This is a genomic window from Desulfomicrobium macestii, assembly GCF_014873765.1.
Taxonomy (GTDB): domain Bacteria; phylum Desulfobacterota; class Desulfovibrionia; order Desulfovibrionales; family Desulfomicrobiaceae; genus Desulfomicrobium; species Desulfomicrobium macestii.
This window is the reverse complement of the sequence record NZ_JADBGG010000021.1, coordinates 1-25,722: the sequence shown is the minus strand read 5'-3', so window position 1 is coordinate 25,722 and position 25,722 is coordinate 1. Positions and strand designations below refer to the sequence as shown.

Genomic DNA, 25,722 nt, shown 5'->3' with positions numbered 1-25,722 from the left:
TTTTGTTTTTGCAACTGTCCCAGCATGGAAAAAAACGCATGACTAAAGACGGCAACAAGCTCGTACGGGAAATTTGTGCGCTGGTCTTCGCCTGTTCACTGGCACTTGTGACCCTGGCCCTGTATTCCTTTTCCCCCGCCGACCCCGGATTCAACCATCAGGCCGTGGCCGGACACAAGACGCAGAATCTGGTCGGCACCCTGGGCGCATACGTGGCCGGAGGACTGGTCGATCTTTGCGGCATGGCGGCATGGCTGTGGCCCGTTTTCTTCGCCCTGGCCGCGGCGATGCTCTTTTTCCCGAATTTTCGGCCGCACTGGCTGCGCTGGATCGGCGGCATCATGCTGGCGATCCTGATTCCTATCTGGGCGCATTTCGCGGTCCTGCACCTGGGCTTGCCCGGATCGGGCATGGTCAGCGGAGGTTTTGTCGGGCGGACGCTGTATGCGCTGCTGCAGCGCGTCTTCGGCAATTACGGCTTCGTCCTCGTGGCCGTCTGTCTGACCCTCATCGCGGGCAGACTGCTTTTCGGCATGTCCTACCACGCTCTGATGGAAAAGTGCGCGGCCTGGCTGGCTCCGTTGCGGCGTCTGCTCCAAGGATTCCGGGCCTGGCGGGCCGAGCGCTTCACGCAGGTCCCCGCCCCAGCCACCCCGCAGCCTCAGCGCGCCCCCGCCAAACCGCGCAAATCCGCAGAGGAGACGCGCAGGGAAGAACCCCGGATCATTCCCAAGCCTCAGCCCAAGACCGCAAAACCCGTGCCTCCCGTCCGCCCGCAAACTACCCTGGGCAGCCTGCCTCCCATCGATCTTCTGGCCCCGGTTCCGGCCTCGCGCATTTCGATCTCCAAGGCCGTTCTGGATCGTCAGTCCCAGGCTCTGACCGCCTGCTTCGCCGATTTCGGCATTCAGGGCGAGGTGCAGGGCGTGCAGCCCGGACCGGTCATCACCATGTTTGAGTTTAAGCCCGCGCCGGGCGTCAAGGTCAGCCGCATCGCGGGTATGAGCGATGATCTGGCCCTGGCCCTGAAAGCCCGGGCCGTGCGCATCGTGGCCCCGCTGCCCGGACGCGACACGGTGGGCATCGAGATTCCCAACGAACAACGCCAGATCGTCTATCTGCGTGAAATCCTCGATGACCCGGCCTTCGCCGACACCAAGGCCCAGCTGCCCCTGGCCCTGGGCATGGACATCCAGGGCGTGCCCAAGATCGCCGACCTGGCCAAGATGCCGCACATGCTGGTGGCCGGCGCCACGGGCGCGGGCAAGTCCGTATGCCTGAACTGCCTGCTCCTGAGCATCGTCTACAAGCACGACCCGGAGCACGTGAAACTGCTGCTGGTCGACCCCAAACGCATCGAACTGGCCGTCTACGGAACTCTTCCGCATCTGGTCCACCCCGTGGTCACGGACATGCATCTGGCCAAGAACGCCCTGGAATGGGCGGTCTATGAAATGGAGCAGCGCTACGAGGCCATGGCCAGAACAGGCGTGCGGCACATCACCACCTACAACCAGAAGCTCGACGAGATGGGTGACGACCGCCCCGAGGACATGCGCGACCTCAAGCCCTTTCCCTATCTTATCATCGTGGTCGACGAGCTGGCCGACATGATGATGACGGCGGCCAAGGAAGTTGAAGGCAGCATCGTGCGCCTGGCGCAGCTGGCACGCGCTTCGGGCATTCATCTCATCCTGGCCACTCAGCGTCCTTCCGTGGACGTGGTGACCGGCATCATCAAGGCCAACTTTCCTTCGCGCATAGCCTTTCAGGTCAGCTCCAAACACGACTCGCGGACCATCCTCGACGGCATCGGCGCGGAATATCTCCTCGGCCACGGTGACATGCTCTTCAAGCTCAGCGGCGGTAACATTCAGCGCGTGCACGGCGCTTTTGTGGGCGATGACGAGATCGCGCGCGTGGTCAAATACTGGGAAAAACAGCGCCCTCAACGATTCGAGCTGGATTTTGCCGAGTGGAACACGGCGGGCGAGAGCGGGGGGGACGGCAACGGCGGGTCCAGCGACGTCCTCGACGACCCCAAGTACGCCGAGGCCATCGATTTCGTCTCCGACCAGGGCCGAGCCTCCATCTCCATGATCCAGCGCCGTCTGCGCATCGGTTTCAACCGTGCGGCCCGCTTCATCGAACAGATGGAGATGGACGGCATCATAGGACCACAGGACGGCAGCAAGCCCCGGCTGGTGCGCAAGAAGGATTAGAGAAAGATGCCTCCGGCGGGCAGGGGACGCGTCCCCTGCACCCCATTAAGGGGGCAATGTCGTTGACGAATTCTGCTTCGATTTAAGCTGCCGTGATCTTCAACGGACTTCCCGCATCGGCTCAAGCGTGTCGGCTCGGTTCGGGCAAGGCCTGTCGGCTGTCTGACTGAGCCAGACATCGTTTGCTTCCCGGCCGTTTCGTACACGAGGCAAGAAAAAGGGCAAGAGCTCAAGGCCGGGAAGCATTACGAGGTCGGCAAAGGAGTTCCGGCAGGCCTTGCCCGAACCGAGCCGACACGCGTTTTTCGCATCCGGCGCAAAAGGGATGTCTCCGGAACTCCTTGCCCTAATCGAGCCGACTCGCGTTTTTCGCATACGACGCAAATAGGCGCCTCCGACGGGCAGGGTTTTGCCGAAGAAAAACGTCAGGCTTTGTCCAGGAAGGTGAAACGTGGCTGTTTTTTTCCGTTCCGCTCGATGAGTTCCGTGAACATGGACAGCGGACGCACCCACAGGCCCGTGTCGTTGTAGAGTGGGCGGTACACCACCATGTCCTCAAGGCCCTCGCTGTGCCTGGCCACGCCCAGGACCTCGTATTCTCTTCCCTTGAAATGCCGGTAACGGCCGGGCTGCAGCAGGGTTTCATTCTTGTCGCCGGAACTGGACATCGGTTTTTTCCTTTGTTTCGGGGTTGAAAAATCATGCAGGCATTCAATGAATTTCTTCTTTGGCATCATGGAAGGGCGAATTCAAGGCTTGCCTTGGGTCCAGGTGCGTGAGTAGAAGATGCCATCAATTTCAGGATGATGCCTGGCGAAGCCGGACATCGTCGCCGGCCTTGGGCATGGACGCCCGGACTGCCACGTTCGTGGCATGGAGAATTATTCCCCGTCTGATCTGGAGGGTTGATGGAACTTGATGTGGAAACCATGGTCGGCCGACTTGGAGAATCCCTGCTTCTTCAGGGAGCCCATATGGCCACGGCAGAGTCCTGCACCGGGGGGCTGCTCGCAAGCACCCTGACGGATGTGGCGGGAAGCTCGCGCTGGTTCGAGGGTGGGGTCGTGGCCTATGACAACCGCGTCAAGATGCGTCTGCTCGGCGTACCCGAAGAGATATTGATCCGTCATGGCGCGGTCAGTCAGGCTTGCGTTGAGAGCATGGTCAAGGGCGTGTGCGAGCTGATGAAGGTCCCCGTGGCCCTGGCCATCTCCGGCATTGCCGGGCCGGGCGGGGGAACACCGGAGAAGCCGGTGGGGCTGGTCTGGATGGCGTGGCGGATCAATCATCGGATCTGGAGCCGCGAATTCAGGTTTCAGGGCTCGCGTCGGGAGATCAAGCAGGCTAGCGTGCGCGAGGCTGTTTTGGGTCTGCTCTGATCATAAAAAACGGCGCTTCAGGTGAAGCGCCGAAAAAAACGGGAGAAATGGCACCGGAACCGGGCGTCAGTTCAGGTAGTCGCCGCGGTTAAACTTGAACTCTTCCGTGGTGGTCAGGATGTCCAGCTCTTCGACCATGGCCGCGAGCCCCTGACCGGAGGTTTGGGCCAGATCGCCCTTGACCTCCTGGATGTTTTGGCGAATGTCCGCGAGCAGATTGTAGCCTTCTCGCAGATTGCCGTTTTCCGAGCCGATGATTTGGGAATAATCTTCCCACTTGGAAAGCAGTGCATTCATCTTGTCCATGACCGTCTGCTCTGTTGGTTTTTGCAGCATGGCGGCCTGCAAGGCCTGATCAAGTCGAACCATGGGACCGGTCGCAGGCGCGGCATTGCTGGTCTGGGCGGTGGATTCCGATCCAAGTTCCTGGGCCAGGGCCTTTGCGAATCCTTCGCCTGGAGTGTTCCGGGCCGTGTTTTTTTGCTGGAGCTGCAGGGCAGCCAATTGATCCGGGGTGATTTTCATGGCCATCTCCTTCCTTTTTTCATCAGACCAAGCAAAGTCCCTGCCAAGACGAGCTTTGATTCCAACATATGAAAATTCATGAATTTTATTTGCAAGGGGCGGAAAGGTTTGCCGGGCGCCGCCAAGCGCGCCCGTGCCTTGCGTGTACCAGTCTCGCCGGACCCCGGTCAATGCACGAAGGAGGGGGTGACGCATGAGTCGGCAGCACGAGGTTGAAGTTCTTGAACTTGCATGCGGCGGGCTGGTCATCTACCCGACGGAAACGTTTTACGCCCTTGGATGTCTGGCCACGATGCACCAAGCCGTGGAGAAAATTATTTCGGCCAAGGGAAGGCCTGCGGACAAGCCGCTGCCGCTCATCGTCTCCGACTGGGAGATGGCGGAGCGCTTTTTGCGTCTGACCAAAGCCGAGGAGGAGTTGGCCCGGAAATTCTGGCCGGGGCCGCTCTCCATCGTGGCCGAGGTCGATCCGCGAGTGAGTCCGCTTGCCAAGGACCACACCGGTCGTTCGGCCGTGCGCATGTCCCCGCACGTCATTGCCGCGCGTCTCTGCCATGAGGCGGGCGCGCCGCTGGTGTCTTCCAGCGCCAACCGCAGCGGACTGCCGCCCGTGTGCAGGCCAGACGAGCTCGACTCGGAGCTTGTCAGAGATTCTGGGGCGCTAGTCATCGCGTCCACTCCGTGGCCCGGTGGCGGATTGCCTTCCACGTTGGTAAAAATCGTGGGGGCAGAGTCCGTGCGCATCCTGCGAGCGGGAGCGATATCGGCCCGGGAGATAATTGCCGCAGGGGTCGAGGTGGTCTCCTAGTACAAAATTTTTTTCACCGAATGGTCTGCTTCGGGCTTTAAAGAAAACGTGGTTAAAAAATTTGAATTAATCGAGCCGATCGGGGCTTTGTAAATTCAAAATAAAGTACTTTAATTTCAATGTATTAAAATTTTTATTGATAAAATTTGAAGCAATACTGGTTTTGGCCCGACCTTTGCTAATTAGAAAATAACTTCCTCTTTTTGCCAAAATCGGCCCCCGAACCTCACGGTTCGGGGGCCGATTTTGTTTGATCTCCGAAAAATTGCCTGCAGCCATGCTCGCGAGAGAGCACATGCCGTGCTCCACGATTATTTTTGGTACCGGTTTTTAAAGGGCTATGCGTTCGGAACTGAAATCCCATGTCAATGCTGGGGGTTGCGTTTTTGAGCACTGAACGTACCATTAATCCGGCTAATGATTTTCAGATGTTTCGGGTTCTTTTGTAACGATTTTGCGTAGCCAAGTTTAAGGCTTCAAGTCCCGAAAAAATGGTGCTAGGCAAGTTTGAAGAGAATTGGCATAAGAAAGCTACGAGGATGCCATGCACAAAACCCGGTCATTCAGCTGCGCATGTACACGGTGCGGTGCAGCGGTTGCGCAGAGAAATCCTTTCCCCACGGTGGATATTGTACTCCATCGCGCCCCTCAGGGAATTCTGCTCATCGAGCGTGGCAACCCTCCACATGGATGGGCGTTGCCCGGAGGCTTCATCGATTGCGGGGAAAGCGCCGAGCAGGCTGCCGTTCGCGAGGCCCTGGAAGAGACCGGCCTGGCCGTGCGACTGACCGGGCTTCTTGGAGTCTATTCCGATCCGGACCGTGACCCGCGTTTTCATACATTGAGCGTGGCCTACACGGTGGAATGCGATGACGACGCAATCCCGTGCGCCGGAGACGACGCCAGGAATGCCCGTTTCTTTCCCCTTGATGCATTGCCGGCCGACATTGCCTTTGATCACCGCAGAATCATTGCCGATTTTGCCAAGAAAGTAAGCAGGAGCGCATGATCACACCGCCCCATGATATAGTTTTCCTGACTTCGGAAATTTATCCCTTCTCCAAGTCCGGAGGGTTGGCCGACGTCATGGGCATCCTGCCCCTGACCCTGTCCCGCATGGGGGTGCGTGTGGCCGTGATCACGCCCTTCTACGGCAGGCTTTCCACGGGACAATACCCAGTGCATCTGGTTCAGGAGGACTGCCCGGTGGGGTACCCCTGGGCCGACACCACCGCCGACATCTATCTGGCCGATTATCACGGGCTGCCCGTCTATTTCATTGAACGCGGCGAATACTTCGACCGCCGTCAATACTATTGCACGCACAAGGGCGATTATTTCGACAATTGCGAGCGGTTCATCTTTTTCTGCCGCGCTGCCCTGGCCGCCATCAGGCATCTGAACATGGGGGCGCGCATCGTTCACGCCCAGGATTGGCACGCGGGCCTGGCCATGGCCTATCTGGCCTTCTGGCGACGCACCGATCCCTTCTGGGCGGGCGTGCGCACGGTCATGTCCATCCACAACCTGGCCTACCAGGGTCGTTTCTCCTACCGCCTCTTCGCGCAGTCAGGCCTGCCTCTGGAAGCCTGGAACATGGAGGGCGTGGAATTCTACAACAGCTTCAACCTGCTGAAAGCCGGGATCGCATACGCCGACAAGATCACCACGGTCAGCCCCAGCTATGCCGCGGAAATCATGACCCCGGAATTCGGGTGCGGTCTGGAGGGCATCCTGACCCGCCGCGCGGCCGACCTGGTCGGGATTTTGAACGGCGCGGACTACTCCATCTGGAGTCCCGAGAACGACCGGATTCTGGAGTGCACCTATTCGGCGGAAAAGCCTGAAGGCAAGGCGGACTGCAAGAAGCATCTCATGGGCGTGCTCGGATTGTCTCCCGAACTGACCGAGCGTCCGCTTCTGGGTTTCGTCGGACGCCTGCGCGGTCAGAAGGGTATCGACATCGTGCTCGAAATCATCCCCGAACTCATGGAACTGGGCGTGGGACTGGTGGTTCTGGGCGAGGGGCGCGCCGAGTTCGAGGCCATGCTGATGAGCGTCATGGAGGATTACCCGGGCAGGATCGTGGGGGTCATCGGGTACACGGAGGAAATGTCGCATCTCATCCAGGCCGGGGCGGACATCTTTCTCATGCCGTCACGCTACGAACCGTGCGGGCTGACGCAGATGTACAGCCTGAGCTACGGCACTCCGCCCGTGGCCACCGCGGTGGGCGGCCTGCGAGACACCATAACTCCGTATCCCGATCCCGGAGCCAACGGGTTCATTTTTTCCGAATCCACACCGGAGGCGCTTTTGGCCACGGTGCGCATGGCAGTGCAGGTCTGGGAGGATCGCGATGCCTGGAGAGAGGTTCAGATGAACGCCATGCAGACACGGTTTTCCTGGGAAAATTCCGCACGCAAGTACATGGATGTCTATGCATCGCTGCACGGAGATCTTTTAGACACATGGAGGATGATATGAGCATTGAAAAGAAATATCTGAAGACGAAAAACATCTGCAAGGTCACCTTCCATCTGCCGGTCGGCGGCGCGGGCGGGGCGGCAACGGCGTTTCTGGTCGGGGAATTCAATGATTGGGCCATGCACTCGCTGCCCATGAAGAGGCTCAAGGACGGATCCTTCAAGCTGACCATCGACCTGCCCATCGGGAATGCGTACCAGTTTCGCTACCTGCTCGACGATGATCGCTGGGAGAATGACTGGAGCGCCGATTCCTACTGCTACAGCGAGTATGGAAACTGCGAGAATTCCGTTGTCGAAGTGTAAGGTGATCAGTAGAAATCCTTACTCGATTATCGCTTGCGCATTGCTTTTTGAACGCGAAGCCCGTAATTTCTGCCCCTGTTTTCATACATTTTCAGTACAAGGAGCAGACTATGGATGCGCAACAACCCGCCTATAAGGATATTGCGCCCCGTTTGCGGGGGCTGCGGGACGCCATGGATTTGAGCGAAGAGGATATGGCCGCGCAGCTGGGCGTCACGGCTGCGGATGTCCTCGGTTACGAGTCCGGAGAGCAGGAGATCCCGGTCAGTTATCTTTTCAACGTGGCCCAGGCGTTTCAGGTCGACCTGACCGTGCTCATGTCCGGCAAGGAAGCGCATCTGCACACCGCCTCCCTAGTCAAGAAGGGCAAGGGCATGAGCGTGGAACGGCGCAAGGACTACGACTACAAGAGCCTGGCTTACCGTTTCGTCGGCCGCAAGATGGAGCCCTTCGTCGTCACCGTCCCACCCAAGGACAAACACTCCCTGACCTTCAACGAGCACCCCGGGCAGGAATTCATCCATGTCCTCTCCGGCAAGCTTGAAATCACCCTCGGCTCCACGGTCCATGTCATGGAACCTGGAGACAGCCTGTACTTCACCTCGCGTACTCCCCACGCCCTGCGTGGCCTGGACGGCCAACCGGCCGAGTTTCTGGATGTGATTATCTAGGGGGCGGGCCACAAGGTTCGTACCCCGCAAGCAGTCATCCCGAATCAATCCAACACCATCGGAGTACCCATGCATACAAAACTGCGTCCTTCGTCTTATGAAGAGTTCCAGGCATCTTTTTCCCTGACCATCCCGGACAAGTACAATTTCGCCTTCGACATGGTCGATGCCACCGCCGCTGCGGACCCGGCACGCCTGGCCATGGTTCACGTGGACGACGCCGATGTGCGCCGCGAATACACCTTCGGCTATTTTTCAGAACAGTCGAGCCGTCTGGCGGGTGCGCTGCAGAGCCTCGGCATCGGGCGCGGCGACAAGGTCATGATCATCCTGCACCGCCGGGTGGAATTCTGGACCGTCATGCTTGCCCTGCACAAGCTCGGCGCGTTGGGCGTGCCGTCGCCTGCGCTCCTGACGGCCAAGGACATCACCTACCGGGTCAATTTTGCCTCCATCAAGGGCGCCATTGTCGATGAATCCGTGCGCGCCACGGTGGAAGCGGCCAAGCTCGACTGCCCGACGCTGACCGTGCAGGTGCTGGCCGGACTTGAGCAGCCCGAAGGCGATTGGCACAGCTTCTCGCGGATCGTCGACGACGCGTCACCAGTCTTTTCCCGTCCGGCCGACGCGGCCTGCGGCGAAGACCCGGCGACCATCTTTTTTTCTTCCGGCACCACCGGGCACCCGAAGATGGTGCTGCACAATTTCAACTACCCCTTCGGCCACATTATGACCGGCTCCTACTGGCACGACATAGAGCCCGGAAACCTGCACCTGACCCTGGCCGACACGGGCTGGGCCAAGTCCACCTGGGGCAAGTTCTATGGGCAATGGCTGGCCGGAGGAGTGGTTTTCGTCTGGGATTTTCGGGGCAAGTTCGAGCCCGCGAGGCTGCTTCAGGTCATCGCCGACCACAAGGTCACCAATTTTTGCGCGCCGCCCACGGTCTATCGCTTCCTGATCCGCGAGGATCTGGACGCCTACGATCTTTCCGCGTTGCGCCATTGCACCACTGCGGGCGAACTCCTGAACGACAGCGTGTTCGAGACCTGGGTGGAGAAAATGGGCATGCCCATCTACGAAGGCTACGGACAGACCGAGACCACTCTGCAGATCGCGACCTTCCCGTTCATGAAACCCAAGGCCGGCTCCATCGGCAAGCCCTGCCCGGGCTGGGACATCCGGCTCCTGGATGAAAACGATGAGCCCTGCCCCCCCGGCGTTGAAGGGGAAATCTGCATCGGCATCGAGCCCACGCGGCCCGTGGGCCTCTTCTCCTGCTACCTGCAGGACGAGGCCAAGACCGCGAGCGTCATGAACGGAGGCTACTATCGCACCGGCGACAAGGCCTGGATGGACGAGGACGGCTACTTCTGGTTCCTCGGGCGCATCGATGACCTGATCAAGAGCTCGGGCTACCGCATCGGCCCCTTCGAGGTCGAAAGCGCGCTCATCACCCACCCCGCCGTGGTCGAAGCTGCCGTGACCGGCGTGCCCGACCCCGACCGTGGTCAGGCCGTCAAAGCCTCCGTGACCCTGGCCGCAGGCTACGAGCCCTCGCCGGAACTGACCAAGGAACTGCAGAACCACGTCAAGAAAGTGACTGCGCCTTACAAATACCCGCGCATCATCGACTACGTTAAGGAACTGCCCAAGACCATCAGCGGCAAGATCAAACGCGCCGAGATCCGGGCACGGGACGAGGCATAAAGAAAGGGGAGAAGGGAAAAGCGGGGCCCTGCCCCGCACCCCGCAAGGGGCGCGCCCCTTGACCCGGGTAGGGGGGAATGATTTTGAGGCCATGCGTGATGTGTGGCCTTTTTTTGTGGCGGCTGTTGCTCAAGGGGGCCTGCCTTGACTTTTACGGATCTTCCGTTACGACATTTCCGTAACGGAGGTTCCGGAATTATGCCTAATCCTTTTCGTCTTGAAGTGCTTGGAGAGGGCGATCCTTTTTGTGATCGTCAGGAAGAAGTGCAACAACTCCTGCGTTGCGCCAGGGCCACGCAGAATATGGTGCTTGCCTCGCCGCGCAGGTACGGAAAGACATCCTTGTGCCGGAAGGTGCAGAAGATTCTGCACGATGAGGGATATCTTTGCTTTGCATTTGATTTTTCCGGTGTCGATGGCGTCTCTGAGATCGCCCGCCGTCTTGCCCGCGACATGTTCAAGACCTTGCACGCCCGGGAATCACTGTTGGCCAGGGGAAAACGCTGGTTGAACGCCTTGAGTGCGTTTCGTCCGGTCTTGACATTCGATCATTCCGGCGAGGCCGCCATATCCGTGACGCGTGCCAATGAGACCCAGGATCCCCGAACTTTGCTGGAACAGACTCTCGAAGATTTGGCGCGAATCATAGAATCACGGGAATGGCCTTGCCACGTAGTCATGGACGAATTTCAGGATTTGACCAAGCTTGCCGAATCCCAAGCCGTGGAAGGCATAGTGCGAAAAACCATCCAAGGCTTGCCGGCCTCGTTCGTTTTTTCCGGGAGCAGGCGAAGCCTTCTGTTGGCCATGTTCAGCGATCAGAAACGTTTTTTGACGCTCTCCGCCGTGAAGATGTTCCTGCCTCCTCTGCCCATTTCGGATACATCCCAATGCATAGCCTCTTTTTTTGCGCAGGAAGGTAGGCACATCGATCCGCAAGTGAGCGCCGCTCTTGTTGCGGCGGCCAGACAATATCCCTTTTACGTACAGCGCCTGGCCAGCGAGGTTTATGAGCGCAGCGGCCGCGACGTGACGTTGGAAGACGTGGAGCTTGCAAAAATGAGGGTGATTCAATCAGAATCCGGCTTGTACGAGACCATGATCGCTCCGCTGACCACGCGGCAATTGAAATTGCTCAAGACGTTGTCCGCCAATCCGAGTGCTCAGCTCACTAGCGCCGAATTTGTGGTCAAGGCGGAACTGCCGTCTTCTTCCATTTCGGATATCCGTGAAATTTTGCTGCGCGAAGATCTGATCGAGAAAACAGAAGAGGGTGTCTGGCGAGTGGTAGATCCGTTCTTTTCTGAGTGGCTGAACAAGCTGTAGAGGACTATGCTGAAGACGTACTCTGGCGTACGTCAGTTAAATGTCTCATTGCAAAAAGTCGCGAGAGAACCTGGACGTCATTCCTGTAACGGAGGGAACCCATGTCTTTCCAGACGACACTGCAAAAAGTCGCAAAAGAACCCGAGTGTCATTCCCGCGAAGGCGGGAATCCATTCTTTTCAGATAGTTAAAAAAGCATGGATCCCCTTCTTCAAGGGGATGACGACTTTTTGCAGCGCCCCTCTCCGAGATGGTCCATTTCGGTGCATGGCCTTTATTTTGCTCAGGGAACACCATGGCGTTATTTTCAGTCAAATTTCAGTCCGGACGATTTCGGGTGCGGCCATGAAAACGTGGATTTTCTATCCACCGCTCAAGGCCATGTCCGGAGGGTGCATGGTGCTTTTGCAGATCGCCCGGCAGTTGCACGTCCTGGGCAGGCTGGGCGGGATTCTGTATTGGGATGAGCCGCCGGGCGGGGCCGAGTGCGCGGGGTTGCCCTGGGTGCGGGCCAGCACGGCGGCCATGGCGGCCGGGGACATCTACGTGGTTCCCGAAGGCTGGCCCAATGCCCTGGTGCCGGGTCTGAAGCGCGGCTGCCGGACCCTGGTCTACTGCCAGAACTGGTCCTATCTCTTTCATGGCCTGGAGGCGGGCGTGCACTGGCGGGATCTGCCCGTGGACTTTCTGGCCGTATCAGGTCCCGTGGCTTGGCACATGGAGCAGGTGCTGGGCAAGAGGCCGCGGATCATCCGCCCCGCTCTGGACACGGAGCTTTTTCATCCTCCGGCGTCAAAACCCGGCGGAGCGCTACGCATCGGCTTCATGCCCCGCAAGAACAAGGCTCTGGCCGAGCAGATCCGGCGCATCTTCGAGGAGCGCAACCCGCGCGTAAAGGTGGAATGGGTGCCCATCCACGGCCTGGACCGCCCCGGCGTGGCCGAGGCACTGCGTTCCTGCCATGTTTTTCTGGTCACGGGATTCCCCGAGGGCTGTCCGCTCCCGCCCCTTGAAGCCATGGCCTGCGGCTGTATGTGCGTGGGCTTCACCGGCTTTGGCGGGTGGGATTACATGCGGCAGATAGAGCCGGATGGATATGCGCCGCATGGGTATGTGCCTCGCGATGTGCCGTGGGGCGGCAACGGCTGGTGGTTTGCGGACGGTGACGTGCTGGGTGCGGCGCTGGGCCTTGAGCGGGCGGCGCAAGCCTTGCCCCGCAATCTGGACATTCTCGCCCGAACGGCTCAGACGGCAGGCGCCTATGGCAGTGACGCTCAAAAATGCGAGATCGTGGCCGCGTTGTCGGAGTCCGCAAAAAGCGGGCGTACAGCCTTATGAACCGATCTGCCCGCAAGCAGCCCAGAATACTGCTTATCTCGGCAAAGCATTATCTCATGGCCGAACTGATCTGTGGCTGTCAGGCCCGGGGTCTTGAGCATGCCTATCTTTTTCTGGGCGGGATTTCTTCGGCCGCGGAGCTTGAAGAAAAGTTGCGCGTCGAAGTGGACCGGTTCGCGCCCGATTTTCTGTTGACCATGAATCACCTTGGCCTTGATCGCGAAGGGCTGGTCAGCGAATTTTGCCGTCAGCGCGAACTGCCGCTGCTCAGTTGGTTCGTGGACCGCCCGGATCTTTTTCTTCCGCAGTACCGCAATCTGGACAACCCCTGTCTCGCCTACGCCGTCTGGGATGCCGATGCTATTGAGCCCCTTGCAGATGCGGGGCACGGTGCGGCCTTTCATCTTCCCCTCGCCGTCGATCTGAGCCGCATTCACTTTGTTCCGGACGCCTTGCCCCTGCGCAACGTGGCGTTCGTGGGCAATTCCATGCAGGCAGCCCAGGAAAAATGCTGGGCGCTTTCAGCACAGTCGGACAGATTGCGAGGGTTTTGGGAGGATGTGGCGGGGAAATTCACCGCCAGCGATACGCGTGATCTGTCCGAATTTGTCGGCCGGGAAAATTCTGAAGCCGGGAGATTGCGCGAAGCCTGCGAGCCGTCGCCAAGGGCCGCTCTGGACAGCTTCGTGTACTGGCGGGCGACCCAGCTGCACAGATTGAAATGCGTGCAGGCGCTTCTTCCGTTTGAACCGGTGGTGGCCGGAGACGAGCACTGGCGGCCGCTGCTCGGGGATGCTTCGTGGACCTACGTGGGCCCATTGCATTATTATTCCGACCTGCCAGGTTTCTACCGATCGACCAGAATCAATTTCAACACCACCAGCATGCAGATGAAAGGGGCCCTCAACCAGCGCGTCTTCGACGTGCCCGCCAGTGGCGGCTTTCTGCTGACGGATTACCGCGAGCAGCTTGCCGCCGCTTTCGAGCTGGGCAAGGAAGTTGTCTGCTACCGAGATGTGGAAGAGATCGGCGATCTTGTGCGTCATTATCTGGCCAATTCGTCCTCGCGTGAACGGATTGCCCTGCGCGCTCGGCAACGCATCGAAAAGGAGCACTCTTACGGCCATCGCATGGCAACGATCTGCGCGAACATGAAGCGGCTGTTCGGGACTCCGGCATGAATCTTTACACCGTGATCCTGCACTATGGGCCTGCTGCGCGCACGAAACAGCTGCACTGGCAATTGATGGAGAGCGACCCCGCGCGGCGGGACAGGATTCTGGTTTTCGACAACGCCAGCCCCGAACCGTATGAAAACGCCTGGCTGAGGGGCGAGGAAAATCTTTACTGGGCCGGTGCGCTGGAGCGGGTAATGGGAATTCTGGCAAGCAAGGGCGCGTCCCATGTCTGGTTTCTGAACAACGATGCGACCTTTGTCTCGAAGCCTCCGCTCATCGAGCGCGCGTGTCTGCGCCTGGTCCGGGCAGAGCGTCTGGTCGGGCCGGTGGGCGTGTATTCCCCGGCAGTGACGGCCAATCCCTACCACCCGCAGATGGTGGAACGGCCCGGGGGGCAGTTCAGGCAGGTGCGTTACGTGGACGGGATCGCGCCGCTGGTCAGCGTCGAATTCTGGAAGCGGGCAGGGGGCGTTGATTTTGGTGGCAACCCGTACGGCTACGGTGTGGATGTCTGGTTTTCAAGCCGGACGCAGGAGTCGGGATTTGCCTGCGTTGTAGATCATCAAGTCGTCATCCGGCACAAATACCATTCCACCGCCCGCGAGGTGAATGGGTTCATGGCGCGGGCGGCCGAGGCGGAGGCGGGGTATCTCGCGGGTAGATTTGGTTCGGATTACCGTGAACATGTGAAACTGATGGCCGGAGATTTCCGGGAAATTGATTGAGGCAGAACATTATGGGACAGTATAGAGTTGCGATCATCATTCCCGTGTTCAACCAGTGGGCGCTTACGGCGGACTGCCTGCGCAGCCTGCGTGAGCACACGCCGGACGAGGATGTGCAGGTCATCGTGGTCGACAACGGTTCCACGGACGAGACTGCTGGGTCATGCGGGGTTCTCGGGCAAGAATTGTTCGGGGAGCGTTTTAAGCATTTGCGCCTGGATGAAAACATCAATTTCGGACCGGGTTGCAACCTGGGCGCAGGGCGGGCGAACGCGGATTATTTGTTTTTTCTGAATAACGATACGCTGTTGACCCCAGGGTGGCTGCCGCCGCTGTTGCGGGCGTTCGAGGTCAGGCCGGAGCTTGGTGCAGTGGGGCCGCTTTTGCTTTATCCGGACCAGGATCGTGTCCAGCATCTGGGCGTCACTTTCACACCTACCAATCACGTCACTCATTTGTATCACAATTTTCCAAGCACGCATCCGGTTGTTCAACGCGAACGGAATCTGCAGGCCATAACGGGCGCCGCGCTCATGATCCCGGCCGGAGTTTTCGGGCAAGCGGGAAGATTTTGGGAAGAGTACCGCAACGGTTACGAAGATCTGGATTTGTGCTGGAAGATTCGTTCACTGGGGCTGACGTTGCGTTGCGAGCCGGCAAGCCGGATTTACCATCTTACCAGCCAGACACCAGGGCGGTTTAACGCGGAGAGTCACAATTCACAGGTGCTTGCCCGTCGTTGCCAAGGAGCGTTTTATCCGGACATGCACCTGTTTGCACATGCGGACGGTTATGAACTCCGGCTCACCTCGACCCTTACAGCAAACATCGTGTGCGTTCGTTCCGAAGGCGAAACAAAAGGTTTTGGGATGGAGCGCCTTTGGGCGGAAGTTCTCGCGGAACCTTTGTGGGAGGCAGGGTATGAACGCCTGCTGGATTTTTTCTTTAAACAAGGGATGTGGGATGCTGCGTTGGATGTCCTCCAGTTGCAGCAGAGTTATTTTTCGACGGAAAAAGTGGTCACTGGTTTAGCCCGGGTAGCCAGCAGACTGGGTGATGCGGAATTGCTGACAAATTGTCGCAACACCTTTGAGAAATTGCGTGAGGAAGCGGCTTCAAAGGACATTCCAAGAAAATTTATGGCCCTTCAGCACTGGGCAGTGAAAACGCGTGACGAAGTGTTGCAGGATGTTTGTAGACGATGGTCGGCTCATCACCAGGGAAGAAGTGTATAAATTCAAGTGTATTGCTATCGCTTCAGCAAGCCCCTGTAGAGTTCCAGATAGCGGTGCACGCCCTTTGAAAGTCCGAAACGGGCAAAAGCGTCCTTACGGGCCGCTCGGCCCATGGCTTTTCTTTGGTCGGGGTTAGAGATTAGATATTCCAGCGCTTCAAACCATTCTTTCGGGTCGTCTCCGACCAGCATCCCCGTTTTTCCATGCTCCACGCTTTCGCGGTAGGGCTCCAGATCCGAGAAAATTCCTGCCCGGGCGTGAGCGGAGTATTCCAACCATTTGATATTGCTTTTGCAACAGTTGAATGGGTTGTCTGCCAGGGGCGCAAGCCCGATGTCGAAATGGATTTTGCCAAGGGTTTTAAGGAACGATGCGTAGCTGTCGTCGAATGGAATGACCCTGCCCAGTTTTGCTAGTCGCGTGCCCGCGCATCCCCAGAAAATAAATTCAGTCGCTTCCCCGAATTTCTCTTTGACCCGGAAGAGTGCGTCCTCGATGAGCTTGAGGTCCTGGTCATGCGTCGGGCTGCCCATGTACGCGATGACGGTTTTCGTAGGGTCTGCTACAGGAATGGCTGGCGTGACGGCCGCCTCGTCAATGAAGTTTGGAAGCGTCACCGTGTTCGGGTTGAATTTGAGAATACGATCACGCAGGGCGTCAGTGCTCACGGTCACGATATCCACTTTGGGGATGAGTTGACGGATGAATGGAGCTGTCTTTTGAAAATTGTGGTAAAGGGGGTGCGTCGGTGGAACATCGAGCAGAAAGTCATCAATTTCGAATACAACGGGCTTGCCAGAGGCAAGAATGATGTCCAGGAGCGGGGATGTTTCCTTGAGTGGAAAATAGCGTTGAACGACAATGAGGTCAGCCCATTCGACAGGATCAGCGTCAATTCGCGATTGTCCGTTGCAATCCTGAACTGCCCATCTGAAATCCAGATGCTCTCGAAGTCTTCGAAAAGGGGTCACAATTCGCAAATCAGCACAGGCGTAATGGGGGAGATCCAAGGAGTAGACGGCGATTTTGATGCAGTGGTTTGCGTTCATTTTTGGGATAAATCCGAAGGAAGGTGAGTTGCCATCATTGCGATCCGAGCTTTTTTCTGGAGAAGGCGCTTCGAGGGCGTTACCTGGATGACGGCGTCAAGGCATTGCTCCGCGTCCGATACTCGACCCCACTTCATGTACAGGTCGGAAAGCTCTTCAGCGATGGAGAGCCTGCGGACGTCGTATGGATTGAAGGACAATGCCTGGCCAAAAAATTTTTCGGCCTCAACATATTCGCCAGAAATTACCAAGGATCTGGCCTGGTTCCAGAAGTGGTTTGGATTCGAATCTTCGAGCCATTTCCCGCCCAGTTTTTCTTCGTACTCAAGATGTCGCCGCAATCCGTCTTCTGCATAGATTTTGTCCAGATCGTGATCAACATTGGACAACCAACGAGAGGCGAAAAGGCGGGCATTATGCGCATGGTGATCGTGGCGGCCGGGAGTTTTGCTTTCGTGGTGGATGACGACGCTTTCAGGTGTGTACATCACCTTGTATCCCTTGCTTCTAGCTCGGAAACAGAAATCGAGATCTTCGAATCCGTTGATGAAGGATTCGTCGAATCCTCCGAGGGAAAGAAAGAGTTTTCGCGGAACCAGCATGCAAGCAGCGGTGACAGCCTGGAACTCACGTTGTTTATTGACAGCAGGATGAGAGGGGGCGAAGTTTCTGTAAATATGGTGAACTTTTATGGAGCTAAAAGCTACTCCTGCATGTTGAACGGTACTGTCAGGATAAAGAAGTTTGCAACCGACGATACCAGTTGGAAAATTACTATTTGGAAAATTACTATTTGGAAAATTACTATGCAAGCAGCGCAGAAGCCCTTCAAGCCATCCTCTTGTAACTTCTGTGTCATTGTTGAGGAAAATTAAAAAATCAGCGCGTGATGACTTTGCCCCTTGATTACATGCTTTTGAAAATCCGAGGTTTGCATTATTTGTGATTAGCTTGATTGAGTTAGTGAAATTTTGGAGAAGAAATTTTGTTTCGTCGGTTGATGCGTTGTCTATAACTATAATGTCAGTGTCAGCAATGGTGTTAACTTTAAGTATTGATTTTATACAAGAATAGATGAGGCTCGCATTGTTAAGTGTGGGTATTATTATTGATGTGCTCATGAGTTGTAAAATTTATGTTAGTTCATTTTTAAGGCTTAAACGCAAGAGATTTGTAAATTTCAGACCAAACAGATGCATCTTGGTCTATAGTTTTTATGTTGCTGATTTGAGAGGAAAGTTTAGAAATTAGATCAGGGTTATCAATAATGTCTTGTAAAATATTGAATAGATCGTCTTTTGACAACGGATCAAAAAGAAGACCGTTTTTATTGTGTTCTATAATTTCTGGAATGCCGCCAACGCGTGATGCAATAACAGGTATCTTGACGCTCAAAAATTCTCGAACGACAAGAGGGTAATTTTCAAAGAAAGAAGGAACAACTCCAATATCGATTTGAGAAAATATTTTAGGCAAATCGCTGGGCGAGTAACATCCATGAAATATGATTCGAGAATCTGTTAAAGATATATTTTTTAGAGTTTCTAGAATGTAATTATCGTGTACTTTTCCATAAATATGAAGAAAGGCTTCTCCTGATGTTCGCAAAAAAGAGTCTATTAGTCCGTGTACATTTTTTAATAAAGTAATATTGCCTAGGAAGCCAAACCTTATCGGCCTATTAATTTTTTTTTCAAAATGTTGTATCGTTACGTCAAGACCAAGTGGAAGGCGTGCGCTTTTATCGAATGTGAGGTATTCTTTATATTTATCTAATAAATATTTGGATGGAGCTGTCGCTAGGTTTGCATTTAAAAATATTAAACGAGACAGCTCTAATCTTTTTGTAAAAAGATCTACTAAGTAATAAAATATATTTTTGTTATTAATTTCTCTCAAGTATTCATTTTTTAAAAAACATTTTGTGCATTTTTCTGGAGTTGTTGGACCGGTGCAAAGCGTTCCGTCGTTATTAAGCATATAAGTTCTAGGGCATATGTACCAAAAGTCGTGCAATGTAATTAACGTAGGAATTTTCAAAGAAATAGATAATGTTAAAAGAGAGAATGGAAGTACTGTATGTGTGTGTTGAAAGTGAATTATATCAGGGTTAAATGCTTTAATTACTTGTAAAAATATATTTTCTATTTCAATGTTAAATAGATTATTGATGTGATTTGAAGGTTTTGTTTTAACTTCAAATGCGGTGTGGTTGTTAATTTTTTTTATATTTAGCTCAGATTTTGCTAGATTATTATATATGATGGGGTAAAAAGAAGCAACGTTAAATTTTTTTTTTGAAACTTCTTTCGCTAATGAATAAGAATAGTTTTCTGTTCCTGCATGGTTGCGAGGTGGGTAGCCATGTATTACATAAAGTATATTTTTTTTTGCTTTATCGTTTGTATCGCACATATTGTTTACTTTTTTGTTCCTTTAACCCATAAAATGTATTGCTCGTCGTTATCATAAGAGTCTGATAGCTTGTCTTCAATCATGAATTTATAAGGTGTCTTTGGGTGGATTTTTGCTAAGCGATATGAGGATAAGTTTAGAAATTTCAACAGGTTTTTTCTTACGCTGATATCCGTGAGGGTTTGAGGTTCGCAAGGAGTTGCGGGTTGATTGAGATTCAGGCTGCCAATGAAAAGTCCTCCCGGTTTGAGGACGCGGAGTATTTCGTGGGTCATGCGCTCAAAGTCGTCCACATGGTCCAGTGCGTTAATTGTAAACATGACATCGACTATCGAGGATTGGATTGGAATAATTTTTTCGGTGCAGGTGATGTATGTCATGCCGTGTTCACGCATACACTTTCCGAAAGATGTCAGATAATCAGGTATAAGTACGTCAATGCCGATGCGTAGTAACGGAGCGTTTGTCCAGGAGAGGCTGCCTCTGGGTCCGCAGCCGAAGTCTGCGACTATTTTTCCGCAAAGAAATTCATCATTTTCTTCTTCGGCCATAAGCAGCATACGACTAGCAAAGTGTGAATTGCTCAAGTTTTCATTTTCCTGTCTGAAGCGGTTCAGCCAGTATCCATACTCATGTTCGTATTTCAAGTTCGTGTATCCATGAGGTTGATGTTTGTTCTCCGTGCGGTGGTTTCCAATTCTGCGCTGGCCGGGATTTGTCATCGGTTGTCAAATTATGCGTAAGCCATAATATTTGTGTACTGGTGACTCTTAGTCGCTGATCCAAGAGCTTTTCAATAATCATGATACGAGGTTCGAGAGGAGATATCGGAATATCGTATCTAGAGATGGTCGCATTATCTTCATAATAAATAAGTAAAATTTTATAACAATGAAAAAATTTTACTTTAAATTATTTTAGACACATTCAGCGCTATACGTGCCATCTCTTGAAAGTAAACATTTTTGGTCTGATTAAAAATTTCAATGTAACATTTAGATAATATTTTAAGTTGTAAAGAATGATCGTCTGGAAATTTAATTTTAAAATATATTGATTTTATAGCTTTTTTTAAGTGCAATGTGTACTGAAATATATTTTTCCACTTCAAAAACATCATTGCAATTTCTCCATGAGCAAGAAATGAAGAAAATTTTTGATTATTCCAATCATAAAGAGGAAAGAGTATTTCAATAGGATGTTGCTGGACCAGTTTTTTTAGAATTGAAGATTCGTAAGATGTGTCCAGTATTTTGTTGCTTGCAGACATGTTGCTTTCGTGCCACCGCCATCGAACCGAAATCCCCTCGATGTGTTTGAATTTGGCCACCGGAGCCGAGCGAATCCAGAACTCATAGTCATGAGCTCGCTTGAACTGAATGTCGTACACGCCCACACGATTGAAAAGATCCTTTCTGATAAAGGTGCCCGGGTTTGGGATTTTGTTGCCGGTGACCAGTTCGGCAAGCAGTTCGTTGTTTTTTTTATAATAGTCGGCGTAACGGATGGTTTTGTTGGCAAAGGTTCCTGTGTTACCAAACGGCAGGACATCTCCGTAGCAGACATCAATGTCGGGGAAATCGGCTAACAGTTCTTGAAATCGTGTTAACAAGTCGATGGCAAGATGGTCATCACTGTCCAGCCAGAGGATGAATTCGCCTTCGGCCTCTTGAATGCATATGTTACGCGTATCTGGTGCATTTGAATGCTCTTTTTTTACGTATCTAATTTTGTCAGATTTAATGGATCTGACGATATTTTCTGTATTGTCAGTGGAGCCGTCGTCAACGATAACAATCTCGAATTTGTCGTAATTTTGTGCAAGAGCGCTTTCTATTGATTCTTTAATATATTTGTCTCTGTTATATGTTGGAATGCATATAGAAATAAAAGGTTCGTAAAAATATTCATTATTTGTTTGAACTTTTACTTCTTGGTGGCACGAATCGGGTATAAAATCATTTAGCCCATTCGGGAAAAGTCGTTCGCCTTTTTCAAAACAATTTGCGAAATATTTAGCGCTATTTTGTAATCCGCCGGAATGCCGGTTCAAATATTCTGTCTGGACAATATTAAGTGGGTTGCAGAACGCAACAGACTGTCCATAAAAAAATAACAAAGGATAATTCAAGAAATTGTTTCGAAAAAAATGAAGTTGTGACTCCAGAGAGTTTGGGTTTTTTATTGTTTTGTCAGAGAGAATAATCGGCAGTATCAAGTCTGATTTATATATAGAGCTAGAAACTTCTAAAGGATATCCAAAATATTTAGTGTTCAGTGTCCAATTTGCAAAATAAATATTTTCTTCCTTTTTTGTAAATTTTGGCTGTACTTGATCGCTGTTTGAAGGGTAGTGATATTTTATATTTTTTCCAAGTCTTAATGAAAATCCAATAGCGTTGTGATTATTTTTCAGTATGTCTGTTGTCGTTGTGATAGAAAATTTGTTTATAAAAATGTTGTCATCGACAATGAATAGTATAAATTTCGCATCTCCGATGCAGTTTATTAAGTCTATATGAAAGTTTGTTTCTTTGCAAAAATGAATTTTTTTGTATTCTTGTTTGAGTAATTCGTAATGTTTTGCGTTTGTATCATTGCTATATGTGTAAATAACATGTATTTTGGCTATGTTGAAGTCTATGCAGTTATTAAGTAGTGTTCGAAGACACAGCTCGAGTTGAAGTGCTCTATCTTTGCTGAATATTATTGCAGATATTAATTTTGTCTTTTTCAATTTAATATGCTTCCGCATTTAAAATTTAATGAAGTTTGAATCTATTTAGCGATGGCAAGAAAATTAGAGTAAATGAATATTTCATGGCATTCTTTATATTTTTCAATTTCTCTTAATCCATCTTTAAGAACTCTAAATATTTTGTATTTTTCTGATAACAATAAAAATATATCTTTAAAAAAAGTTTGTGAGTCAATGTTGCACCCGCCAAATTCAAATTGGATGTAATCAATTTTATTGGATTCGATCATTTTTTTTGCGCCACGAAGGACAAAAAGTTCATGGCCTTCTACGTCTAATTTAAGCAAAGTGATTTTTCCTATTTTATTTTTTGTGCAAAACTCGTCTATTGTATCAATAGTAATATTTTCAGCAGTGTCCATCGTAATTTTTGCATGTTCAAGGTTTCTTTTATATAAACTAGATAGGCGTGAATTATTTTTTGTTGAGTATAATGTTTTATTTTCGCATTTTTCGCCGAAGCCGATATTGTAAGTTAAAATGTCATGATTGTCGCTAAATTTATTATATAGAATTGAATATGCTGTTCTCGACGGTTCAAAAGCATAAATTGTAGCTTTATTTTTAAATGCTTTGTTTGCGTTGATCGTATACTCTCCTGTATTTGCTCCGACATCAAATACTATTGGTTTTTCAATATATTTATCGCTAATATATTTTAATATATAATATTCTCCATTTGTATAAGATTCGCAACTGCATCCAATGTTCATTCCTGCTAGCGAGAATTCGTGCAGCATTTCAAATAATTCTTGATAGCGTATTTTTCCACATTCATTTTTAAGTGCTTCAGTTATAGATTGTATCGTAAACTTATTTGCTATATAATCATTTTTTGAATCATGTTTGTCGTCATCTAAAAAAGAATTAAGTTGATTTGTCCATATTTTAAAAGATTTTATTTCTGTATGCGAAACAAGTGAGTCCTTTAAAAGCATATTAGCTGCTTCGACGAGAAGGTTTCGAGGTATTATGTTTTTTTTCCTTGCTACAACTATTACATTTGAAAGATACGGCGGGTGATCCCATTTGTCTTGTTTAATTTGAACGTTTTCATAGCCGAAAAGTGTAAGGGTCTTGTAAAATCTGTCTGCGAACCAATGATCAATATGGTATCCCCATTCTGCCGTTTGGTCTCCTGCCAGATGTCGGGATATCGCAGCCTTAATCTTATAAGGCGCGTCGCTTACTAGGGTTTGTGCGCACCCAATAAGATCTGGAGTTTCGATGATGAGTTTTCCTCCATCCTTTAGCCATTCAGTCCATCGAATCAATAATCCTAGTGCCGTTACCCTGTTAAAATGTTCGAATACATGATGAAGACGGATTTCGTCTATTTGGTTTGCACCGAAATTTAATTTTAAAATATCAATTTCAATGTCAGGCTTTACATTAACAATATTATGTTTTTCTGAAGGGTAATCAATGTTGACATATCCTTTAAATATTTTTTTCCCACACCCTAAATGCAGTTTTAATGGTATATCTGTGCTCCATAAGTTGTTATTAACAAGGTATTCTATGTCTATGTTTTTACTGTATTTTTTCATTTGTTTTTCACTATTTGTATTATTTTTATTTATAAGTGGTGTCAAAATGTAATAATATTTTTTTTAATTTTTATTTAGCATGGCATATATAATGTTTTGAGTGCTAGTTGAAAAATTAAAATTGTGTCTACAATGATGGTTACAGAAAGTTCAAGGTGTCTTTTGCAGCAACTAATTAGTCAGCCCTGAAAAACTCTAAAAACGGCCTTTCAGGCGCAAGCCCGTACCGGCCGAACATTGGGTCGAAAAATGTGCCACAAAAATTTGGGGCACAAAAAATACAACAACCGGATGAACTTCCGGAAATTGAATGCAGTGCAGGCCATGAACAGGTTCACGGAATCGCCGATCCGCCCTTTGAGGTAGTTTCGCATCATCCTGTGATCACTCTTGAAATGACCGATGATTGGTTCGATGGCGGCCCTGCGGCGAAAGCGTTCTCTGGCTTTGCGCTTCTCGTGTTTCGTTTTTGGCCCTTTGCCTGATTCTGGAATTTCGATGCGGGTTGGCCCGATTTGACGCTTGCCGCGATATCCCCGGTCGCAGATCGCCATGGTTGGCCTTTGGCCTACGATACTCTCGACCTGGGTCAGCACCGCAGGGAGGGTATGACCATCGAAAGGATTGTCGTGGAAGGACAAGGCGCCAACGATGATGCCGCTGGTCTTGGTCACGGTCACAGAAGCCTTGGCTCCGAACTCGTATTTCTTGTGGGCCTTGCCTTTGCTGATGCAGGAAACGCCTGGTTCATGGAGGCTGTAAATTTTGTTGGAATCGGAACGCTGCTGGCGCTGAACGCGGTCGTAGAGGTCCAGAGACTGTTGGTGGGCCTCAAGTGCTTCCGAGGAAAGCTTCCGCTTCATTTCGCGGATCAGGACTCCGGCAATAGTCCGCAAACGCTTGATCGCTCGCTGGGCCTCGCCCTGTTTGCGGCCCTTTGATTTGAAGCGAATGACACGCAGCAGTTTTTTGACTTCACGCTGGTAGCTGCGCCGGAGTTTGACGTCTTCCTGTTTGGCCATGATGCGGCAACGCGTTACGATCTTGGACAGAAGCTTGGCGTCCGTGGGAAAGGTGATGTTTTTTTCCTGCACGGTGGAATCCACGACCACTTCCTCTTCCTTGGCCTTGTCGCCATGAAGGGTCACGGAGACTTCGAAAATCTTGCGCACACCGTCTTCACCGATGCGACGCCGAAAATAGGTCAGCTCGGACGGATCACACGGCAGCTTCCAGGTGAACCGTTGTTGGCCGCAAAAGGCTTGGAAATAGGGGTTCTGGACCCAAATCTCGACGACGCGCTCATCGCTGAGGTTTTCAAGCTGCTTGAGGATGAGAAGCCCGACCATCAACCGGACGGGTTTGGCAGGGCGGCCAGACGTAGCATAAAGCGGACGAAAACTGTCTTCAAAGACCTGCCACGGGATGGCCTTGGCCAACCCCAGAAGGTGGTTTCGAGGATCGAGTTGATCGATCAGATCTGGGCAGAGGAAGCTGCGCTGACGGTCCGATTTTTTGGGCTGCATCGTTGGTAACCTCGGAGTGATTTCGACCAGAAAAAATGCATTTTTCACTGCATTACTGGTTATTTGAAATACATTATCTCCGATTAAATTTCAATTAATTTCGACATTTTGTCCTGTTTTTCAGGGCTGACTATTTATATGATCATTTTTTTGCATTTTTTTCTTCAGAACTTGTTTAATAACTAACTCGACTTTCGGGGTTGTTAGTAAAGTCGCCGGAACATAAATCTATCGAGAATAATTGGATATTTTGATTGAGGGGATCCTCATTCTGTAGTAGTTCTTTTGTTACCACGCAATTGAACAACAAAACAAGGATTCCCACATGCAAACTACAAACAATGTCATCGATTTGCAACTCATTAAAAACGAGTGTGAGAGCAGAATCGATTCGTTTTTCAGTCAGTTCGGAATTGCGAGCATTGCGCGAAATTCAAGCATCAAGAAGGCTAGAGGATATTCTGCTTTGACTATTCTTCTGAACATCTTTGTTCTTCCGTTTATCGGAAAGAATA

The 25,722-nt window shown here is 51.7% G+C and carries 23 protein-coding genes; 14 read left to right on the top strand and 9 right to left on the bottom strand.

From position 1 onward, the window contains the following. Positions 1-38 precede the first annotated feature (38 nt). Positions 39-2,222, top strand: coding sequence for a DNA translocase FtsK (locus H4684_RS13500; RefSeq protein ID WP_192624130.1), 2,184 nt, complete (start codon positions 39-41; stop codon positions 2,220-2,222). A gap of 425 nt (positions 2,223-2,647) precedes the next feature. On the opposite strand, the gene H4684_RS13495 is transcribed toward H4684_RS13500, so the two are convergent. Beyond that, complete coding sequence (locus tag H4684_RS13495) at positions 2,648-2,890, bottom strand: DUF1653 domain-containing protein (protein ID WP_192624129.1); 243 nt, start codon at positions 2,888-2,890, stop codon at positions 2,648-2,650. Positions 2,891-3,130: 240 nt separating this feature from the next. On the opposite strand from H4684_RS13495, the gene H4684_RS13490 reads away from it, so the two are divergent. Continuing rightward, positions 3,131-3,601, top strand: a complete 471-nt coding sequence (locus tag H4684_RS13490; RefSeq protein WP_092193785.1) for a CinA family protein — start codon at positions 3,131-3,133, stop codon at positions 3,599-3,601. Between the two features lie 66 nt (positions 3,602-3,667). Here the strand turns inward: H4684_RS13490 and H4684_RS13485 are convergent, their stop codons facing one another. Further along, positions 3,668-4,126 (bottom strand): hypothetical protein, encoded by a 459-nt coding sequence (locus H4684_RS13485; protein ID WP_092193786.1) that lies wholly within the window; start codon positions 4,124-4,126, stop codon positions 3,668-3,670. Between the two features lie 193 nt (positions 4,127-4,319). Between H4684_RS13485 and H4684_RS13480 the strand changes: the two genes are divergently transcribed. From H4684_RS13480 to H4684_RS13430, 11 genes are all read left to right on the top strand, one after another. After that, positions 4,320-4,934, top strand: coding sequence for an L-threonylcarbamoyladenylate synthase (locus tag H4684_RS13480; RefSeq protein ID WP_192624128.1), 615 nt, complete (start codon positions 4,320-4,322; stop codon positions 4,932-4,934). A 544-nt stretch (positions 4,935-5,478) separates the two neighbouring features. After that, entirely contained in the window at positions 5,479-5,943 is a 465-nt protein-coding gene (locus H4684_RS13475; protein ID WP_092193788.1) for an NUDIX domain-containing protein, read from the top strand. Then, positions 5,940-7,421 carry a glycogen synthase GlgA gene (glgA, locus tag H4684_RS13470; RefSeq protein WP_092193789.1) on the top strand — a complete coding sequence of 494 codons (1,482 nt, stop codon included), beginning with the start codon at positions 5,940-5,942 and terminating at the stop codon, positions 7,419-7,421. The genes H4684_RS13475 and glgA overlap by 4 nt, the downstream gene beginning before the upstream one ends. After that, entirely contained in the window at positions 7,418-7,726 is a 309-nt protein-coding gene (locus H4684_RS13465; RefSeq protein ID WP_192624127.1) for an isoamylase early set domain-containing protein, read from the top strand. Before glgA ends, H4684_RS13465 begins: the two co-directional genes overlap by 4 nt. A gap of 110 nt (positions 7,727-7,836) precedes the next feature. Then, complete coding sequence (locus H4684_RS13460) at positions 7,837-8,397, top strand: helix-turn-helix domain-containing protein (RefSeq protein ID WP_092193791.1); 561 nt, start codon at positions 7,837-7,839, stop codon at positions 8,395-8,397. Between the two features lie 69 nt (positions 8,398-8,466). Next, complete coding sequence (locus H4684_RS13455; protein ID WP_192624126.1) at positions 8,467-10,107, top strand: AMP-binding protein; 1,641 nt, start codon at positions 8,467-8,469, stop codon at positions 10,105-10,107. 144 nt (positions 10,108-10,251) lie between these two features. Further along, complete coding sequence (locus H4684_RS13450) at positions 10,252-11,433, top strand: ATP-binding protein (RefSeq protein ID WP_192624125.1); 1,182 nt, start codon at positions 10,252-10,254, stop codon at positions 11,431-11,433. Between the two features lie 345 nt (positions 11,434-11,778). Further along, positions 11,779-12,771, top strand: a complete 993-nt coding sequence (locus H4684_RS13445) for a glycosyltransferase (protein ID WP_225940435.1) — start codon at positions 11,779-11,781, stop codon at positions 12,769-12,771. Beyond that, positions 12,768-13,952, top strand: coding sequence for a CgeB family protein (locus H4684_RS13440; RefSeq protein ID WP_192624124.1), 1,185 nt, complete (start codon positions 12,768-12,770; stop codon positions 13,950-13,952). The genes H4684_RS13445 and H4684_RS13440 overlap by 4 nt, the downstream gene beginning before the upstream one ends. Next, positions 13,949-14,674 (top strand): glycosyltransferase family protein, encoded by a 726-nt coding sequence (locus H4684_RS13435; protein WP_192624123.1) that lies wholly within the window; start codon positions 13,949-13,951, stop codon positions 14,672-14,674. The genes H4684_RS13440 and H4684_RS13435 overlap by 4 nt, the downstream gene beginning before the upstream one ends. Before the next feature lie 11 nt (positions 14,675-14,685). Beyond that, complete coding sequence (locus H4684_RS13430; RefSeq protein ID WP_143077938.1) at positions 14,686-15,909, top strand: glycosyltransferase family 2 protein; 1,224 nt, start codon at positions 14,686-14,688, stop codon at positions 15,907-15,909. 14 nt (positions 15,910-15,923) lie between these two features. On the opposite strand, the gene H4684_RS13425 is transcribed toward H4684_RS13430, so the two are convergent. The 7 genes from H4684_RS13425 to H4684_RS13395 all read right to left on the bottom strand — a co-directional run bounded on the left by H4684_RS13425 (position 15,924) and on the right by H4684_RS13395 (position 25,207). Next, on the bottom strand, positions 15,924-16,958 hold the full coding sequence (locus tag H4684_RS13425) for a glycosyltransferase family protein (protein WP_192624122.1): 1,035 nt from the start codon (positions 16,956-16,958) through the stop codon (positions 15,924-15,926). After that, entirely contained in the window at positions 16,955-18,079 is a 1,125-nt protein-coding gene (locus H4684_RS13420) for a glycosyltransferase (protein ID WP_192624121.1), read from the bottom strand. Before H4684_RS13420 ends, H4684_RS13425 begins: the two co-directional genes overlap by 4 nt. A gap of 28 nt (positions 18,080-18,107) precedes the next feature. Then, on the bottom strand, positions 18,108-19,373 hold the full coding sequence (locus H4684_RS13415) for a glycosyltransferase (RefSeq protein ID WP_192624120.1): 1,266 nt from the start codon (positions 19,371-19,373) through the stop codon (positions 18,108-18,110). Between the two features lie 5 nt (positions 19,374-19,378). Beyond that, positions 19,379-20,020, bottom strand: a complete 642-nt coding sequence (locus H4684_RS13410) for a methyltransferase domain-containing protein (RefSeq protein ID WP_192624119.1) — start codon at positions 20,018-20,020, stop codon at positions 19,379-19,381. 260 nt (positions 20,021-20,280) lie between these two features. Then, positions 20,281-22,110, bottom strand: coding sequence for a glycosyltransferase (locus tag H4684_RS13405; RefSeq protein ID WP_192624118.1), 1,830 nt, complete (start codon positions 22,108-22,110; stop codon positions 20,281-20,283). A gap of 41 nt (positions 22,111-22,151) precedes the next feature. Continuing rightward, positions 22,152-23,681 (bottom strand): class I SAM-dependent methyltransferase, encoded by a 1,530-nt coding sequence (locus tag H4684_RS13400; RefSeq protein WP_192624117.1) that lies wholly within the window; start codon positions 23,679-23,681, stop codon positions 22,152-22,154. A 209-nt stretch (positions 23,682-23,890) separates the two neighbouring features. After that, on the bottom strand, positions 23,891-25,207 hold the full coding sequence (locus tag H4684_RS13395) for an IS5 family transposase (protein ID WP_192624116.1): 1,317 nt from the start codon (positions 25,205-25,207) through the stop codon (positions 23,891-23,893). A gap of 325 nt (positions 25,208-25,532) precedes the next feature. On the opposite strand from H4684_RS13395, the gene H4684_RS20660 reads away from it, so the two are divergent. Further along, on the top strand, positions 25,533-25,722 hold a 190-nt coding region (locus H4684_RS20660; RefSeq protein ID WP_225940434.1), incomplete at its 3' end, for a hypothetical protein.

Bases quoted from the DNA above. Each gene is read 5' to 3' on its own strand.
- H4684_RS13500 (WP_192624130.1), top strand. From the start codon at position 39: ATGACTAAAGACGGCAACAAGCTCGTACGGGAAATTTGTGCGCTGGTC.
- H4684_RS13495 (WP_192624129.1), bottom strand. From the start codon at position 2,890: ATGTCCAGTTCCGGCGACAAGAATGAAACCCTGCTGCAGCCCGGCCGT.
- H4684_RS13490 (WP_092193785.1), top strand. From the start codon at position 3,131: ATGGAACTTGATGTGGAAACCATGGTCGGCCGACTTGGAGAATCCCTG.
- H4684_RS13485 (WP_092193786.1), bottom strand. From the start codon at position 4,126: ATGAAAATCACCCCGGATCAATTGGCTGCCCTGCAGCTCCAGCAAAAA.
- H4684_RS13480 (WP_192624128.1), top strand. From the start codon at position 4,320: ATGAGTCGGCAGCACGAGGTTGAAGTTCTTGAACTTGCATGCGGCGGG.
- H4684_RS13475 (WP_092193788.1), top strand. From the start codon at position 5,479: ATGCACAAAACCCGGTCATTCAGCTGCGCATGTACACGGTGCGGTGCA.
- glgA (WP_092193789.1), top strand. From the start codon at position 5,940: ATGATCACACCGCCCCATGATATAGTTTTCCTGACTTCGGAAATTTAT.
- H4684_RS13465 (WP_192624127.1), top strand. From the start codon at position 7,418: ATGAGCATTGAAAAGAAATATCTGAAGACGAAAAACATCTGCAAGGTC.
- H4684_RS13460 (WP_092193791.1), top strand. From the start codon at position 7,837: ATGGATGCGCAACAACCCGCCTATAAGGATATTGCGCCCCGTTTGCGG.
- H4684_RS13455 (WP_192624126.1), top strand. From the start codon at position 8,467: ATGCATACAAAACTGCGTCCTTCGTCTTATGAAGAGTTCCAGGCATCT.
- H4684_RS13445 (WP_225940435.1), top strand. From the start codon at position 11,779: ATGAAAACGTGGATTTTCTATCCACCGCTCAAGGCCATGTCCGGAGGG.
- H4684_RS13440 (WP_192624124.1), top strand. From the start codon at position 12,768: ATGAACCGATCTGCCCGCAAGCAGCCCAGAATACTGCTTATCTCGGCA.
- H4684_RS13435 (WP_192624123.1), top strand. From the start codon at position 13,949: ATGAATCTTTACACCGTGATCCTGCACTATGGGCCTGCTGCGCGCACG.
- H4684_RS13430 (WP_143077938.1), top strand. From the start codon at position 14,686: ATGGGACAGTATAGAGTTGCGATCATCATTCCCGTGTTCAACCAGTGG.
- H4684_RS13425 (WP_192624122.1), bottom strand. From the start codon at position 16,958: ATGAACGCAAACCACTGCATCAAAATCGCCGTCTACTCCTTGGATCTC.
- H4684_RS13420 (WP_192624121.1), bottom strand. From the start codon at position 18,079: ATGAGCACATCAATAATAATACCCACACTTAACAATGCGAGCCTCATC.
- H4684_RS13415 (WP_192624120.1), bottom strand. From the start codon at position 19,373: ATGTGCGATACAAACGATAAAGCAAAAAAAAATATACTTTATGTAATA.
- H4684_RS13400 (WP_192624117.1), bottom strand. From the start codon at position 23,681: ATGAAAAAATACAGTAAAAACATAGACATAGAATACCTTGTTAATAAC.
- H4684_RS13395 (WP_192624116.1), bottom strand. From the start codon at position 25,207: ATGCAGCCCAAAAAATCGGACCGTCAGCGCAGCTTCCTCTGCCCAGAT.